General features: G+C 45.6%; 15 protein-coding genes. 5 read left to right on the top strand and 10 right to left on the bottom strand.

The genetic code is table 11. The features are described from left to right. The first annotated feature begins 3 nt into the window (after nt 1-3). The 3 genes from NBH15_RS00370 (at nt 4) to NBH15_RS00360 (ending at nt 4,593) form a co-directional block, all read left to right on the top strand. Nucleotides 4-1,935, top strand: coding sequence for a RecQ family ATP-dependent DNA helicase (locus NBH15_RS00370; RefSeq protein WP_244051009.1), 1,932 nt, complete (start codon nt 4-6; stop codon nt 1,933-1,935). A 91-nt stretch (nt 1,936-2,026) separates the two neighbouring features. Further along, nucleotides 2,027-3,328, top strand: coding sequence for an ABC transporter permease (locus NBH15_RS00365; protein ID WP_250821725.1), 1,302 nt, complete (start codon nt 2,027-2,029; stop codon nt 3,326-3,328). 8 nt (nt 3,329-3,336) lie between these two features. After that, nucleotides 3,337-4,593 carry an ABC transporter permease gene (locus NBH15_RS00360; RefSeq protein WP_128133968.1) on the top strand — a complete coding sequence of 419 codons (1,257 nt, stop codon included), beginning with the start codon at nt 3,337-3,339 and terminating at the stop codon, nt 4,591-4,593. 112 nt (nt 4,594-4,705) lie between these two features. On the opposite strand, the gene NBH15_RS00355 is transcribed toward NBH15_RS00360, so the two are convergent. Beyond that, nucleotides 4,706-5,623, bottom strand: a complete 918-nt coding sequence (locus tag NBH15_RS00355; protein ID WP_244051007.1) for a ThuA domain-containing protein — start codon at nt 5,621-5,623, stop codon at nt 4,706-4,708. Between the two features lie 93 nt (nt 5,624-5,716). Beyond that, nucleotides 5,717-6,898 (bottom strand): DUF4934 domain-containing protein, encoded by a 1,182-nt coding sequence (locus NBH15_RS00350; protein WP_128133970.1) that lies wholly within the window; start codon nt 6,896-6,898, stop codon nt 5,717-5,719. A 207-nt stretch (nt 6,899-7,105) separates the two neighbouring features. On the opposite strand from NBH15_RS00350, the gene NBH15_RS00345 reads away from it, so the two are divergent. Together NBH15_RS00345 and NBH15_RS00340 are read left to right on the top strand one after the other, a co-directional pair. After that, a complete protein-coding gene (locus NBH15_RS00345) occupies nt 7,106-7,831 on the top strand; it encodes an SDR family NAD(P)-dependent oxidoreductase (RefSeq protein ID WP_128133971.1) in 726 nt (241 codons plus the stop codon). A gap of 122 nt (nt 7,832-7,953) precedes the next feature. Continuing rightward, nucleotides 7,954-9,606, top strand: coding sequence for an amino acid permease (locus tag NBH15_RS00340; protein WP_244051006.1), 1,653 nt, complete (start codon nt 7,954-7,956; stop codon nt 9,604-9,606). A 506-nt stretch (nt 9,607-10,112) separates the two neighbouring features. Here NBH15_RS00340 and NBH15_RS00335 read toward each other — a convergent pair. The 8 genes from NBH15_RS00335 to NBH15_RS00300 form a co-directional block, all read right to left on the bottom strand. Then, nucleotides 10,113-10,499 carry a GtrA family protein gene (locus tag NBH15_RS00335; protein ID WP_007657160.1) on the bottom strand — a complete coding sequence of 129 codons (387 nt, stop codon included), beginning with the start codon at nt 10,497-10,499 and terminating at the stop codon, nt 10,113-10,115. Between the two features lie 165 nt (nt 10,500-10,664). Continuing rightward, nucleotides 10,665-11,387 (bottom strand): LytR/AlgR family response regulator transcription factor, encoded by a 723-nt coding sequence (locus NBH15_RS00330; RefSeq protein WP_128133972.1) that lies wholly within the window; start codon nt 11,385-11,387, stop codon nt 10,665-10,667. 5 nt (nt 11,388-11,392) lie between these two features. Next, nucleotides 11,393-12,445, bottom strand: coding sequence for a sensor histidine kinase (locus tag NBH15_RS00325; protein ID WP_233567127.1), 1,053 nt, complete (start codon nt 12,443-12,445; stop codon nt 11,393-11,395). Next, a complete protein-coding gene (locus NBH15_RS00320) occupies nt 12,442-13,530 on the bottom strand; it encodes a sensor histidine kinase (RefSeq protein ID WP_128133974.1) in 1,089 nt (362 codons plus the stop codon). The genes NBH15_RS00325 and NBH15_RS00320 overlap by 4 nt, the downstream gene beginning before the upstream one ends. 54 nt (nt 13,531-13,584) lie before the next feature. Further along, nucleotides 13,585-14,490, bottom strand: a complete 906-nt coding sequence (locus NBH15_RS00315; RefSeq protein WP_128133975.1) for a DUF6268 family outer membrane beta-barrel protein — start codon at nt 14,488-14,490, stop codon at nt 13,585-13,587. 105 nt (nt 14,491-14,595) lie between these two features. Continuing rightward, entirely contained in the window at nt 14,596-15,366 is a 771-nt protein-coding gene (locus tag NBH15_RS00310; RefSeq protein WP_244051005.1) for a LytR/AlgR family response regulator transcription factor, read from the bottom strand. Continuing rightward, nucleotides 15,363-16,400, bottom strand: a complete 1,038-nt coding sequence (locus tag NBH15_RS00305; protein ID WP_128133976.1) for a sensor histidine kinase — start codon at nt 16,398-16,400, stop codon at nt 15,363-15,365. The genes NBH15_RS00310 and NBH15_RS00305 overlap by 4 nt, the downstream gene beginning before the upstream one ends. Before the next feature lie 13 nt (nt 16,401-16,413). Beyond that, entirely contained in the window at nt 16,414-17,307 is an 894-nt protein-coding gene (locus tag NBH15_RS00300; protein WP_128133977.1) for an efflux RND transporter periplasmic adaptor subunit, read from the bottom strand. Nucleotides 17,308-17,340 lie beyond the last annotated feature (33 nt).

Here is a 17,340-nt window from a genome sequence, read left to right as displayed (position 1 = left end):
CCGGTGGACGTCTACCATAAGATATTAGAAAAGTATTGGGGATACCCTGCTTTTCGTCCTTTACAGGAAGATATTATTCACTCCGTTTGTGAGGGGAAAGATACACTCGGGCTAATGCCGACAGGGGGAGGTAAATCGATTACCTTCCAGGTTCCGGCTTTGGCAATGGAAGGAATATGTATTGTCGTAACCCCGCTGATCGCTCTGATGAAGGATCAGGTGGATAACCTGCGCCGGTTGGGGATAAAAGCAACTGCCGTCTATTCGGGCATGACCCGCCAGGAGATTATCGCCCAGCTGGAAAACTGTATCTTCGGCGATTATAAATTCCTGTACGTTTCGCCTGAACGGTTAGGGACCGATATATTCAAAAGTAAGCTACAGGCAATGAATGTTTGTCTGCTGGTTATCGACGAAAGCCATTGTATTTCGCAATGGGGATATGACTTCCGTCCTTCTTACCTGAGCATTGCCGATATCCGGGAAGATCTTCCCGGTGTGCCGGTTCTTGCCCTGACGGCAACAGCTACTCCGGAGGTAGTGAATGATATCCAGGAACGGCTACATTTTAGGGAAAAGAATGTATTCCGGAAAAGTTTCGTCCGGAAGAACCTGTCCTATATCGTCCGTCAGACGGAAGATAAGATAAACACATTGATATACATTCTGGGAAAAGTTCCCGGAACGGCCATCGTTTATGTGCGCAACCGGAAACGGACAAAGGAAATTGCAGTCTTGCTTCAGCAAGCCGGCATATCAGCCGATTTCTTTCATGCCGGCCTCAACCGCGACGACAAAAACCTTCGCCAGAACCGTTGGAAGAATAACGAGTGCCGGGTAATTGTCTCGACCAATGCATTCGGAATGGGTATCGACAAGCCGGACGTACGTCTGGTGGTCCACATGGATATGCCCGGATCGCTGGAAGAGTATTATCAGGAAGCCGGACGCGCCGGACGGGATGAACAGAGGGCTTACGCTGTCGCTTTGTGTTCCAATATAGATTGTACAAAGTTGAAGAAACGGCTGGCCGATGAATTTCCGGACAGGGATTTTATCAGTCGGGTGTACGATGCTTTAGGTAATTATTATCAGATAGCAATGGGTTTCGGACTGGATACAGTACACGACTTCTCCCTGGTCGATTTCTGCACAGCCTATAAGTTTTCGCATCTACAAGCACATCATGCCCTAAAGATACTTGAACTGGCAGGCTACATAGAATATACGGAAGAACAGGAAAATGCTTCTCGTCTGGTATTTACCGCCACACGTGACGAGCTTTACAAATACCTGCATCAGGATAAAAAGACGGACGAGGTTATACAAACGATACTCCGTTCCTACACCGGCCTGTTCTCGGATTACGTATATATTAATGAAGGGCTGATCTCTACCCGTACCGGACTGAGTCAGCAGGAGATTTATGAAGTGCTGGTCGGACTTTCCAAATACCGGATTGTCAATTACATCCCTCATAAGAAAACACCTCTCATTATCTATACCCGTACCCGGGAGGAGATTAAATATCTGTCTATCCCCCGTTCGGCTTACGAAGAGCGTAAAGAACGTTTTGAAAGCCGTATCAACCGGGTCATGGAATACATCAACGAAAACCGGATATGCCGGAGCCGGATGCTGATCTCTTACTTCGGTGAAAAAGGGACTTCCGATTGCGGTTGTTGCGATGTATGTCTGGCAAAAAACGATTCGGGTCTGAACAACCATACGTTCAATGCCATCCGTGACGCATTGCAGGAGGCTTTGACCGACAGTCCGCAGGAGGCTAAGAAACTGACGGAGAACCTACCTTTTCCCGCTGACAAGATCATCACCGTAATCCGCTACCTGGCCGATCACGATGAACATTTTTCGCTGGAAGATGGAATAATAAGCCTTACAAAAATGAACACTATGTCCGATAACGAACAGTAAAAAGTATGTCCATAGACTGAACAACAGGCTTTTACCTTTATGGCACAGACTTTGTTATTATAGATTCCAAACAATAATAACAAAGTCTTCTATGTATAAGGTCTATCTCAGGCAGGCTATGCAGATGCTGAGACAAAACAAGTTCTTTAGCATCATTTATATAACCGGTACCGGTCTGGCCATTACGATGGTCATGGTACTGGCTATCTTATATTATTTCCGAACAGGAAATATCGCTCCGGAAACCAACCGTGACCGGATGCTGGTCATACAGCACGGAAAAATTCTAAACAAAGTGGAAGGTCAGGGAAACGGAAGTAGCCGGCTTTCTTATCCGACCATCAAAGAATGCTTTTATTCAATGCAGACTCCGGAGGCTGTCACTGCCATCCTCCCGATCGGAGAACAAACCGAATTTATACAAACCCCGGGGAGTGATGAAGTATACAACGGACTTGTGATGGGTACAGATGTTACATTCTGGAAAATATTCCAATTCAGATTCCTTGCCGGAAAACCTTATACGGAAGAAGAGTTTACCTCCGGAATCAGAAAAGCTGTCGTGAGCGAATCACTGGCACGCAGGCTGTTCAATACATCGGATGCAACAGGTAAAACATTTCTGCTGAACTTTGAAGAGTACCAGGTCTCCGGCGTTGTGGAAGATGTACCTTCCATAGCACAATTCTGTTACGCTGAAATGTGGATACCTTTCACCAACCGTCCTTCACAGATACAGGGAAGTAAATGGTGTGATTTTATTTTAGGTCATATGCAGCTTTATATCCTGGCAAAGAAACCAGGCGACTTTGATGCAATCCGCCGGGAAGCCGAAGAAAATTGTCGGCGTTACAGTGCAAATATTCCACAATATAATTTTGTACTAAACGAACAGCCTGACACCGTTCTACGTGCCTGGTTACGCACAGATTCCTTCTCCTGTCCGGAATTCATGAAAGTCTTTATACAAATCTTTTCAGTAGTACTCCTTCTGTTGTTGGTTCCTTCCATCAATCTGACGGGAATGACTGCATCACGCATGAAAAAACGCATGGAAGAATTAGGTATCCGTAAAGCGTTCGGGGCCCAGAACAGAACATTGCTTTTGCAGATATTATATGAAAACCTGCTGCTCACATTATTAGGCGGACTGATCGGATTATTGATCTCCTACGGATTGATATTTATGCTGAAAGGATGGTTGCTGGGTAATTACGACTGGGACGGCAGTTCGCTCACCGCCTCTATCGATCTTTCTCCCGGCATGCTGATCAACCCCGCAATTTTCGGATATACGCTGATCTTCTGCCTGGTTTTAAATCTGATGTCCGCTCTCGTTCCTGCCTGGCGTGCACTCAGACGTCCCATTGTCGATGCTTTAAACGATAAATAACTAGAATCATGATACATCATCTTTTAAAACTTTTATGGAAACAACGCCGGCAAAATGCCTGGATTGCCGCTGAATTATTCCTGGTATTCATTTTATTATGGTATATTATGGACTACTTCATAACGATCGGATATGCAAATTCAATCAATAGCGCTTACGAGATAAAAGACACCTACCAGGTACGGCTCACAACTGTGCCGCAAAGTAGTCCCAACTATATTCACCATGAAAACACGGAAGAGGCAGGTAGCCTATACCTATCTATTTTAGAACGTATCCGACAATATCCACAGGTAGAAAAAGTTTGCCTGACACAGAATAGTAGTCCTTATAACCCCAGTTATATGGATAACCAAATGGGAAAAGATAGTTCGAAAATAGTGCAGTTCCAATATTTACCGGTTACTCCTTCCTACTTCGATGTATTCAGAGTCCGCCCCTTGAACGAAGAAGACCGATCTTCTTTAAAAGATGCTTTGACCGAAAAGGACATTGTCATTTCCCGTAAACTGGCTGAAGAACTTTTCCCCGGAGAACAGGCTAAAGGACGTTCTATTTACATGAAGAATGACAATTCTTTTCGGATAGGAGGTGTTTGCGGGATATTAAAACGTGACGATTACAGCCGGGAAGAAAGAGCGGCTTACTTTCTGTTGCCTACTTCCTATTTCAAGGAATGGAATGAGCAACAACTCGCCTGGTCGTTAGAAATCAGTATACGGGTAAAACCCGGGCTCAACAAACAAAAATTCATAGAAGATTTCCAACGGGATATAAGGGAACAGATAAATGTCGGTAATTTCATACTTTCCAAAGTCGACTCTTACGACGACCTGAGAAACAGACTTTATCTGACAAACGGAGTGACAGATGCCATCCGTTACCGGATAGCCTTTATGGCATTCCTGATCTTCAATATATTCTTGGGAATCATCGGCACTTTCTGGTTCCGTAATGAGTACAGGAAATCTGAAATCGGCCTCCGCCTGGCTGTTGGCTCCACACGCCGCCAGATATTGCAAATGATGATCGGAGAAGGCTGGCTGTTATTAAGCCTGGTGGCTATCCCTGCCGCTATCATCTGCATCAATATTGCGAAAATGGAATTGATTGACACGAATGTTATGCCGGTCACTTTCTTCCGCGTCTTTGCCGGTTTGATATCGACTTATCTGCTTATGGCATTCTTTATCACACTGGGAGCCTGGTATCCGGCTTACCTCTCATCTAAAATTGCTCCGGCAGATACATTACGAGCTGAATAAACCTATTTTTCCTTCATAGAAGGATAGATAAAAAATCAAGGCTGCTCCGGTAAAAACCAGATGCAGCCTTGATTTCTTAATTGCTTTTCTTTCAAAAGAAAATAATATCTATTTATTTTTTTTCCTTATAATCCTTCCGGTAACTACTTTGTGTCTCAGTCGGGAAATCTTTGGGCACTTTCTGAGTTACCTTTCCGGTTGCTGCCCATTCTGCACCGCGCAGTAACAAGACCTGGAAGCCTGTACACTGCATAGCTGTATTATCTTCAACAGTAGCACCGGCATGTCCGAGCATGGTATGGAAGATACGGGCATTTCCGTAATCGACGGTAAAGATCAGCGGTTCTTCACGTCCTGAACCTCCAGTCTCTTTATCCGAATAAGCCGTATAAAGCAAGTCTCCGATATTACCCGGACCACGCATACGGTCGTATAGTTCATCCTGGGTGTGACGCCATTTCAATGGCAATCCTTTTACGATGGGGTGAACTTTATCGCGCCCGTTCAACACATATTCATGCTGTTTTCCATGCGAACCGCCCGGACCGGCAGAACTATCCTTGACTAGTTTGCCATCCTGCCAGTACACATAAGGACCGGAGTTTTCATTTCGTCCTTCCCATCCTCCCAAGGCACATATCTTATTAAATTCGGGCCATTTGGAGAATGCGTTATCTGCCGCATGATAAACGACCACTCCCCCGCCATTTTGCACGAACTCCAGAAAACGCTTGTTTGTTTCTTCCGGCCATGAATCACCGTTATAATCCAACACAACTAATTCATACGGAGCAAAATCAAGCACAAAACCGGACATATCCTGTCCTTGTGAAGGAGACACAGCGAAATCTACGGAGAAACGACCGGAGTTTTCCAGTATTTGCTTTAAAACAACATGACTAACTTGCCAGTTATGATTGTTTTGCCCGGTAATCAACAACGTCTTGATAGGTTTGCGTGCGGATACCGAACATACACAGAAAAGGGAGAGCAACACAACCAATAGCTTTCCAAAAAATAAATGTTTCATGGTATAAATATGGTTTAAAGATTTGTTTCCACAAATATAGTAATTATTGTATGAATGCCAATAAGTAAACAACTTCCGGCACTAATATATTTATTACTTGAATTTAATAATCCTGATTACCGGATTATCGTCTTCGACAAGTGTCTTTGCAATCTTCATACCATTCCCGACCAAACGTTTTCCATGATAAGCCTCTATAACCGTTGATGCCTGAATCATTTCAGCGACCATATTCCGTGCGATATCAGGCGATGCATCCGGCGACCATCTTCCCTGACTCCAAGCCCTTGTATCATATTCTGTATCCAAAATCGGCGTCTTCTTTATTTCACCGGTTTTAAATTCATACATAAACGTTGGGATCGGTCCGCCTTTCAGTGATTTAAAATCCAATAAAAGCGTACCCATCAACATGAACTTATCAGTTGTTACTAAAGGTATCCATATATTCCGAGGTTCAGGAGCATGAGTCGATGGCTTGCGGGTTAATAAGGGTATTAATCCCTTATCCGGGGATAACCGAAACAATGTGTCGGATGAAATATCCGCAATCATTAGATCCGGACCGTAATGCATATTTTGTGAATAATAAATTCCAAAAGGTCTCCACATATTACCCTCCAATGATTGAGCTATTTTGTTTGTATATCTTTTTTCAAAATGAATGTCTAATACAGAAAGCTGGCTACCATCTTTTTTGGAGACAAGACGGTAAGGGGACTTTTTAGTCTTACTTTCACGACCAGGTTCAATTATTACACCTTCATAGATAAGTAGAGATTCATCGTCAAAATTGAAAATACTCATTTCATTATCAAATGTATTTATTTTCAATGTCCGTTTGTAGTCTCCCTTCAGAGAATAAACCTGAATGAATTGGGAACACACATAGATTTCTTCCTTCTTCTCATCTAAAATTGTACCGACATTAATCCATGTATATTCCCGCCCGCTCTGTCCTTTGTGATTGAAATGTGAATAGAGCTTTCCTGTTTTACGATCGAAAACAAATATATCACCCAATCGGGATTCATGGATAAGAATATATTTATCAGTAACAGCTGAAAGTACCGACAATCCACCCAACAAAATATCATCCGTTGTCTCCAAAGGCACATACTCTATTTCCGCCATATCCTGAAGGCGCAACTTCTTCTGAGGATAGTTTTTTGAGAAATCAAATACCGGTAAGTCGCCTGTCTTCGATTGGGAGCTTACGACCTGGCTTCCCATTATTAAAAAGGACACCAGTAAGATGAGATTGTTTATTTTCATGCTATTTTATTTATAGGACAATGAATCTCTTAAGCTATAGCTAACACGGTGGCAAGGTATTAAGAATATATTGAATGAACAAGTAAAGAACAGTCTAAAAGATGGATGTGTGAAATATAGAATATCAATAAGTAAGAATCAAAGCGTTGAATTAATAAAGTTTTGCTTACATTTGTTCTTCTATTAGTCTTTAAATAAAAAGAAATCGTGAAAAGGATTGTTATCATCGGGGCGACTTCCGGTATCGGTTACGAAGTGGCAAAGATATATCGTCAACTGGGTTGGCGCGTTGGAGTGGCAGGACGCCGGCTGGAACGGCTGGAAGCATTCAAGGAGCAGGCTCCCGAGCAGACAGAGATACAACAACTCGACGTGACTGAGGTGGAAGCCGTAGACAAGCTCCACCTGCTAATCGATAAGCTGGGAGGCATGGACCTGTTCCTGCTCAGTACCGGTGTCGGCAACCAGAACCGGACTTTGAATCCGGACATTGAACTGGCAACCGTCAATACTAATGCAATCGGTTTTACCCGCATGGTCACTGCCGCTTACCATTACTTCAAGGAACAGGGATGCGGACACCTGGCCGTCATCAGTTCTATCGCCGGGACTAAAGGCTTGGGAGTGGCACCCTCCTATTCCGCCACCAAACGTTTCCAGAATACTTATATCGACGCACTGGCACAGTTGGCCAGGATGGAAAAGCTACCGATAACTTTTACCGATATACGTCCGGGGTTCGTGAAAACGGCTTTGCTAAAAAATGATAACTATCCGCTGCTGATGCGTCCGGAACGGGTAGCACAACGGATTGTAAGGGCTTTGAAACGAAAGAAACGGACAGTCATCATCGACTGGCGGTATGTCACACTGGTATTCTTCTGGAAGCTGATTCCCGATTACATCTGGGAACGATTGTCCATTCATAACTGAATTTGTATATTTTTCCTGTAATCCCTACCTTTGCGGCCGATTATTGAAATACTGTGAGGCTGCATCGGGTTCGCTATGACAAAAGAGGCTTTTGACGCAGCCACACCTAAACAAACAGAAGAATGGGATTATTTATAAAGAAACCGTTAGGCGCTTTACAGGCGGAGGCTAACGAGTCGGGTAGTAAAACGCTGAAACGGGTATTAGGCCCCTGGAGTCTGGTCGCACTGGGTGTAGGGGTTATCATCGGTGCCGGATTATTCTCTATCACCGGAACCGTTGCTGCCGGATATACCGGTCCTGCCATTACCTTATCATTTGCCATTGCTGCATTAGGCTGTTGTTTTGCCGGATTATGCTATGCCGAATTTGCATCCATGATACCGGTTGCCGGAAGTGCCTATACCTATTCATATGCTACGATGGGAGAACTGATTGCCTGGATTATCGGCTGGGATTTGGTACTTGAATATACCGTAGCCGCAACAACAGTCAGTATCAGTTGGAGCCGGTATCTGGTCGTATTCCTCGAAGGGTTGGGTATCCATCTGCCACATACGTTGACAGCATGTCCCTGGGACGGAGGGATAGTCAATATACCCGCTTTTCTTATTGTCGTACTGATGAGTATTTTCCTGATACGAGGGACGGAAGGGAGTTCGATTTTCAACGGGGTAATTGTCTTCCTCAAGGTTTCGGTCGTATTGGTATTTGTCGCTTTAGGATGGAAATATATCAATACGAAGAATTATGTTCCTTATATTCCGGCGAATACTGGGACGTTAGGTGAATACGGTTTCTCCGGTGTGCTTCGCGGGGCAGCAATCGTTTTCTTCGCTTTCCTTGGATTCGATGCCGTATCGACCGCTGCGCAGGAAGCTAAAAACCCGAAACGGGATATGCCGATCGGGATTCTTGTTTCCCTGCTGGTTTGTACTATCCTTTATATGCTTTTCGCCCATGTGATGACCGGAGTGGCACATTACAGCCAGTTCAACGGACAGGAAGGGATTGCACCTGTTGCCGTAGCTATTTCACATATGGGACATGCGGATGCCGCCGGGGTCATCCAACCGGATTATCCCTGGCTGAATAAGGCAATCGTACTGGCTATCCTGTTTGGTTACTGTTCGGTGATTATGGTTACGTTGCTCGGACAAAGCCGTGTATTCCTGAGCATGAGCCGCGACGGGTTATTGCCTCCGTTCTTTTCGCATATCAATGAAAAATTCCGCACTCCGGCACGCAGCAATCTGCTTTTCATGTTGTTGGTCGGATTGTTGGCGGCCTTCGTACCTGCCCGGGTAGCCGGGGAGATGACGAGTATAGGGACTTTGTTTGCCTTTACACTGGTTTGTGCAGGCGTATTAGTGGTAAGGAAAACGATGCCGGACGTGCAACGTGCTTTTAAAACGCCGTTCGTTCCGCTTGTACCGGTTCTCGGAATCGTGACTTGTCTCTGCATGATGCTTTTCCTTCCGGCCGACACATGGATTCGTTTAATACTTTGGATGCTGATCGGACTGGATATTTATGCCTGTTACGGCATCAAACATAGTAAACTGGAATATATGCAACAACATCGCAAAGGGCAGCTTTCGCTGAACATGATAGGTATTGCCCTCTCCGTCCTCTGCGTTATCACCGGGTTGTGGCACCAGCAAACAGTGGGTTGGGATGAAAGCAAGGTTTTGCTAATCATCTCCTTTGTATTCGCATTCACACACCTGCCATTTTATATGGTACGGATTTGGAAGAATACGACACAAGCTTAATGCCATATGGTCATGAGGATAGACAGGTTCAATTATTATCAGATTCGAGTCATAGCATTTGTTTCTATATGGCACGCAGATGACGCAGATTGGACCATATAGAAACTTTATACACTCTGTCTCTTTTCAAATTATTGCTTTCAGCTTTCAGTTGCCGGGAGAGAATATTTTTCAATATATACGGCTGAAGGGATAGTATTGTAAAAAAATGTATACGGAAATTCCGGATAAAGTAACTTCCGGCAAAACATAGGACTTTTGTCTTCAAAGCATATATATTTTGTCATCAAAAGTCCTGACTTAACATTTCGAAACACCTATGCTTTTTGGAGCGGATAACTACCCGTAGACAAACAAATAACTATCGGTTGGCAAACGGGTGCCTATCTGTCGGAATCAAAATCCGGAATGTGACACCCTTCAGTTGGATTCCTTATTTTTCAAGGATTATATATTCCTGAAGCCTGAAGGATAAAGTTTGAATAGTGTCACTACCGGATAAGAAATCATTGTTTTCTGGTAAAAGTCAACCGTTTATTCATCGTGAAATTGACGGCACCATATACGAATAACCCCAGGAACTGCGCCAGGTATTCATTCATATCACCTATCTCAACCATCAACAGCAGGGAGAGAAACTGTAAGCCGTAAGCACAACCGAAAGCGACAAGGAAAAGAGGCACCTCACGTTCAAACTTTCCACTCCGGGAGGAGAATATCCAGTATTTGCTCCAAAAAAAGTTATTAACCAACGCAGCAACATAACCGGCAATGTTCGACCAAAGGTAATTACACCCGACACCCTTCATCAACACCCAAATAACCAGGGCAGTAATAAGAGCATTCAGGGTCCCCACAATGATAAAACGGAATATCCGTACTGATTCTTTCATATCAATCTCCCACAAACTTATCCTGCCTAATCCTTCGACTCGCGTTCCCTGGCTGTGTATAATCCATAACTCTTAATGGAAAAGGCAGCGGCTATTTTAGGCATCTTTTGTTCACTTTATTTATTTTCCAACGACAAATATACGGGATTTTCAAAAGAACAGTACTCAATCCGCCGGATTATTCTTCATAAAAAACTTCTCAAAGAACGCATCCCGATAACTATTCCCTATCGATATTTCATACTTTCCAATAAAGACATCATTGTTGTCAAACGAGGCTATATGATTGGAATTCACGATATAAGACTTGTTCGTTCGCAGAAAAACATCTTTCGGAAGCATCTCATGAATCGACTTCAGATTCATCTTCGTCACAATCCGCTGTTCGGGAGTCTGTATCACGACATAATCCTTCAAACCCTCGATGAAAAGGATATTTTCCAGCTGTATCCTGAAATAGCGCCGTTCCGCTTTCACAAAGATATGACTGGCGGAAACAGACTCCACCCGGTTCTTACTGTTGTCGGTTTTCAGCAGGGAATGATAGGTATGTGCTTTCTGTACCGCCCGTTTGAAACGTTCGATTTCAATCGGTTTCACCAGATAATCTATCGCATCCACCTCATAGCTATCGAGGGCATACTCCGCATAAGCCGTCACAAAGATGACAAGCGTATCCGACGGAATCATCCGGGCAAACTCCAGTCCGTTCACCCCCGGCATCTTGATATCCAGAAACACCAGGTCCACCGGACTCGCCTGCATAAACTTCCCGGCAGACACGGCATCGCCGAAACTTCCGCACAAAGACAACACCGGCGTATCCTGTATCAACAACTGGATTGCCTTACGACCTAGCGGTTCATCATCTACAATGATACAATTCATACTAATCAGTTTTTTAGTTTTAAACGAAGATTGACCGTATATGTTATATCCGTTTCATTTATTTGCAAAGAACAATCCGTGTCGTACAGAAGTTGCAGGCGGCGGCGGATATTGGCAAGGCCTATTCCCCCGTCGACAGGCTTCTCTTTCTGTTCGGCCGGCTTCGAATTGATACAGATAAAGATAAGCTGCTCCTCTTCCGTTTTGAAATAGAGGTGCACATACGACAGTTTCCTGTTATCGTTATTATGTTTCACGGCATTCTCCACAAAAGGGATGAACAATAAAGGCGGAACGGTTATATGCGCTGTTTCCCCTTCCGTAGAGATAATGAAATCGAAATTATCACGCCGTATCTTCTCCATATTGAGATAATCGGTCAGGAAACGGATATCATCCGCCAGATAAACCGTTTCGGAAGTACTGTCTTTCAGCTGATACTTCAACAGGTCTTTCAACTTGGACAGGACATGCACCGCCTCCACCGGATTCTCCCTAATCAACACATTCGCGTTATTCAGCATATTGAACAGGAAATGCGGGTTTATCTGATTCTTCAACTGTTCCAGTTCCGACTGCATCGTCGCATTCTCCAGTTCGTCGATACGCTGGCCGTATTTCACGTAATCCTGGAAAACAATCACCGCCGATGCCCCCGCAATAATCAAGCTCAACTGGATGATGGAAGAGATAAAAAAGAAGGCTGCCAGCCAAAACTGATACAGTTTATACTCTCTTTCGATATCTTCCTGCCGCAGCAGATAAGAAAACAAAAGAGCCACAGCGATAACCAGAAACACGGAGATGACATACTTCCCCAGCTTATTCTTCAGCAGTAAACGCGGGGTCAATATAAATACGCTCAAATAAATAGGTATAAGTAGTATCAAACTCTGTGCAATACTACTTCTTATCAAATACTCCTTCCCCTCTATCAAATCCAGATAAAAATTCACGGATATGATCAGCATACTGAGAAAGAACAGCAGGAAATGCCTGAAAACCCTGTAACGGGAATCAATCAGCAGACGCAGCAGAAAACCGGATGCATTTATCATAACCTGATACATAAATTCGTTTTACAAAGGGCCCCGTCATCCACCGCCTCCAACTTATAAGAGTCTTTGAACAACAAATCGAGGCGGTGCTTCACATCTTCCAGACCTTCGTTATGCTCTTTCTGCCCGTCCGGCAGTCCCGGAGCAAAACAGATACAGGAGAAAAACAACTCCCGCTCCCCTGCCCGGAAACAGAAATGAATATCCATCCGGGACTCTTCCGACGACAGCTGCTTTATATAATGAATGGCAAAAGGAATAAACAATAAAGGCGGCACCAGTTTACGGCTGACCTCCCCCTCCTTCGTCACGGTAAAGCTCAGGTTCGCATACTTCATCCTGGTCAGTTCCAGGAAACGCTCGATAAACGATATCTCGGAAATAAGCAGCACCTTCTCCCGCTTCCCGTCGTACAACTGGTAGCGGAGCAGCCTGCTCAACTCCATCAACACCTTCGATGCCTGTTCGGGGTTATCGAAGGTCTGTCTGCCCGCCTCATCAAGCATATTAAAAAGGAACTCCGGGTTTATCTGGTCTTTCAGAGATTCCAGTTCTGTTTTCAGGTTCACCTTCTCCAGTTCGTTCTTCCGTTGGTAGAATCCCATCCAATGACGAAGCAGGATGGTGATGGAAGTGCCGGCAATCAGCAACCCGTACAGGAAAAAGTTACTTACAATCTCAATTGCCATTATCCGGTTCTTATAGAAAAAGGAATAATACCCCGGCTCCTGCCCGGAATACCGGTTCAGCCAGTAATCGCTCCCGAAAGAGACTACAATCATAACCAGAATAAGCAGGGACACGATAATGATATACAACACATACCGGTTTTTCAGCAGCAATCCGGGCAACAGGACATACATGTGCAGATAAATCCCTCCGAGATAAAACGCCAGCAACAGCAAGCTAACATACCCAATCATACCGCCCACCTCATCCAGAAAACCGGCGCAGGTCAGATAAGGCATATTGAACGCCACAAAAGTAAAGAACAGTACCAGCAGCAAATGCCTCCCGAACCTGTACTTCGGAGCTATCAGAAAATCAATCAAAAAGCTGTTATAGGTTCCTTCCGACTTCGGCATAATAAGGGTTTAATTATTTCACAAATAAAGAACAAAGATACACATATCCTCCACTCAAAAGCCATATTTGATGGCTATACTCGTATAAAAAGCAGGTGAGAAATGCGGGTCGTACTCCCTGTCCATCGACTTGAACATCGCTTTCAGCGTGCGGTCGTCATAAAAGGCCGCCCGGTAAGCGGACAAGCCAACCGTTATCGGAACGGACAGCGACTTCGTGATAGTCAGTTCCGGTTGCAACCCGGTCGTAATATACTGCTGGGTGAATATCTTATCCTTGCCGTCATGCTCCACGAAAGCAAGCATACCGTTCATCGAACCGACCAGCTTCAGCCGAAGTAACTTATGCAACTGCATCCCGCCCGATATCTCCACTCCGTCCATCATCGAGACATTCACCATATAACGCCCCTCTAGCCGCCAGTCCACAAAAAGAGCCGGAAAAACCATCGGATAACCGAAACTGGTATTCAGCGCAACCCCCATCCCCAAATCCAGATTATCGCGCAGATGCCAGATAGCCGCCGCCATCCCCACCCCCATCACATGGTCCCAACGGGCATAGGCAAGGCTGCCGGTATTCATAAAAAGCCCCACCCCGGCACTTGCCAGAAGCGACCACCTCTTACTCAACGGACGGATATACGAAACAGCCAGCTGCGCATTGAAGATTTGCGACTCCATATACTCCGACAAGTCCTTGTTATCCATCGAAGCATAGGAAGCGCCCAGACCGACCATCCAGGCCGTCGGGTGGTTGTTTTCGTCCATTTTCATGGATACGGGAATATTCACACCTCCCTGAATCACCTTCATATCCCCTTTGCCGCCCACCTTTTTGTTATCGGCATCCCGGAATCCGGACGAACCGATATATTCAGTCTTCAGCCAGACCTGTGCGCTTGTTTCCTGACATATAAAAACTCCCGCCAACATCAACCACAACCATACTGTTTTCATATCATGCTTCTTTTTATTATTGAACTTGAAACAAAACTAGACAAACAGCCGATGCCCGGATATTTTAGTAGACGAAGCAGCAGTAATAATAGACCAAACGGGGTTTCAGGTATATTTCCCGGTAAACCAGTCCTTGAACTCCCCAACCCGCGCCTTACTTACCAGGATTTTCTCTTGCACAGGGACTTTCAGGTTCACAGACAGGCGTCCGTTAAACCAGAGGTCGATGTCGGATACGGCTTTCCGGGAGATAAGATACTGGCGGTTCACACGGAAGAAAATATCCGGGTTCAGGCAGTCGGACAACTCATCGAGCGTCTGCGTAAAAATATATTCCCGCCCATCGGTAACGACCGCCTTCACAAGCCCGTCGTTGATATAGAAAAACAAAATCATATCTACCGATAGCGGAAGCAGCTTGTCCCCCTTTACCGGAACCAGGAAATGCGTCTTGTAGCTTTCCTGCCGTTTCAGCACATGAACCAGGCGGCTATAATCAAATTCCTTTGAAGGCACCTCCGAACGCAGTTGTTCCAGTTTGCCAATCGCCTTCCGTATGTCGCTCCCGCCAATCGGCTTGAGCAGATAATCGATGCTGTTCACTTTGAAGGCACGCAGGGCATACTCATCGTAGGCCGTCGTGAAAATGATCGGACAGGAGATATCCACATGTTCAAAAATCTCGAAGGCGGAGCCGTCCGCCAAATGAATATCGAGGAATATCAGGTCGGGCATCGCATTGGCACAGAACCAGTCTATACTTTCTGCAATACTATCCAATACGGCCACAACCCCGATATGCGGGGCCGCCTCCGAAAGCAGAGCCGTCAGATTGCGGACGGCCGCTTTTTCATCTTCTATGATAAGTGCATTCATATCAATGGAATAGTTACGATAAATGTATTGTTCTCTTCGCGCACCTCGATTTCTTCCTTAAAGAGCAGGTTGTAACGTTTCGCCAGGTTTGCCAGACCGATTTGTAAACCTCCGCTGGCTGTAAGCTTACGCTGGACGGGATTGCTGACCGTCAGCCGGTTTCCTTCGGTAAAGACCCGGATTACCAATGGATGACGATTGCTAATCTCATTATGCTTGACGGCGTTTTCAATTAGCAGCTGGACGGACATAGGGGGAAGCTGGCGCGCCCCGGCGGCTTCGTCTATCCGGATATCAAACTCCAGGTTATCTTCATAGCGCATCTTCAACAAAAAGATATAGGCGGAGACAAACTCCATCTCCTCCCGTAAGGTGACGCTTTGGGATTCATTCTCCTGCAAGGTGTAACGAAGCACCCGCGACAGTTCCTGCAAATAATCCTGTGCCTTATCGGGCGTTTCGCGGATTAGCGAGCGCAGGGTATTCAGCGAGTTGAACAGCATATGCGGGTTCAGTTGGTTCTTCAGGGCTTCGTACTGGTTCACCAGGTTCTCCGTGCGTAGCTGCTGGTTCTCGACCAACACCTGCTGGCTTTTGCGAAGCAGGTGAATCATATAACAACTGCCCGTCACAATACAGGTAATGATAAAATCGCGCAACGGATGCAGGTAATGGTGCACCATCGCATCAATCGCCGGAATGTCGAAATGATGGTGAAGGAAGACGAAAACCTTCCCCAGCAGATTGCTCATCAACCAGGTCAGGACGAAAGATAAAACCATCTTTCCCCACGTGATACGTGCCACCGGACGGTTGAACCGGAAGAGGAACGTATTCAGGGCAAAGAGAATCAGCAGCGAAATAAAAGTAAAAAACACTTCATTGGCAACATCGGCCATCCGCATTCCGGGGAAAAGATTGTTCTCCCCGGAATGGTCGAACAGGGATATCAGTTCCGGGAAATGGGTCAGGAACGCCACCACCACGGAAATGACGACAACAGCCAATACATATTTATCTATATTTACTTTCATACCACAAATATACTTATTTCTTTTCTACACGCGCCGTCACATACATGCCGGGACGAAAACGTTCGTGGTTTCCTTTCACCCGTGCATAGATTTCGAGGGAGCGGTTTACGGCATCGACCTCCTGGCCGACAGACAGCAGTGTAGCATCGAACGTCTGCTTTCCCATGCCGTTCACGCGGAACTGGATGCGGCTGCCCGGGGTAAGGTCGTCGAGGTCTTTCTCGTAAGCGGTCAGGCAAAGGAGGGTTTCGCCTTTGTCGATTACTTCACAGACAGGTTCACCGGCATTGATATATTTACCCAGGTTCAAGGTCATTCCGGTCACGTAACCGTTCAGCGGGGATTTTACTTCCAGGTAAGGACGGATACCGTCTTTGAGCAGGTCGCCGGGCATAACTCCGAGTATCGTAAGTTGTGCAGCGGCAGCTTCCAGGCGGCTTTTCATCGAAAGGTAATCGGCTTTGCTCTGCTGGAAACGTTTCTGGGAGGCAGCTTCCTGCGAACTCAGACGCTCCTGGCGGTGGTATTCGGCTTCAAGATATTCCGTTTGAGCATGAGCCTCCAGGTAACTTTGCTGCAACAGGATGAAATCAGGGTTTTCGAGGGTGGCGAGAACGGCACCTTTCTTTACATAATCGCCCGGAAGCAGGGGCGTTGAATGAACGGTCCCTCCCATCGTCAGGGTGACAGTGGCATGGCGTTGGGGAGGCACAATCATGGTTCCGTTGAAGGAAGAATGATTCGGCATGGCGGTTGCCGAAGTGACGGCATCGACACGGATGGTATCGGCGGCAACCACTGCCGGTTCGACAGGAGGTGCAACCGGTTCCGGGATCTGTTCTTTTTCGGTTGTCGTATTGCAGGCTGTCAATAACACGACTGCGGCAGATATTAATATCGTTTTCATTTCGTATATCTTTATTGTATTAGTTATTATTTT

Source organism: Parabacteroides caeci (assembly GCF_023656795.1).
In the GTDB taxonomy this organism is placed as follows: domain Bacteria; phylum Bacteroidota; class Bacteroidia; order Bacteroidales; family Tannerellaceae; genus Parabacteroides; species Parabacteroides segnis.
Note: the sequence above shows the minus strand (reverse complement) of the source record. Positions and strands in the feature narration are given on the sequence as shown.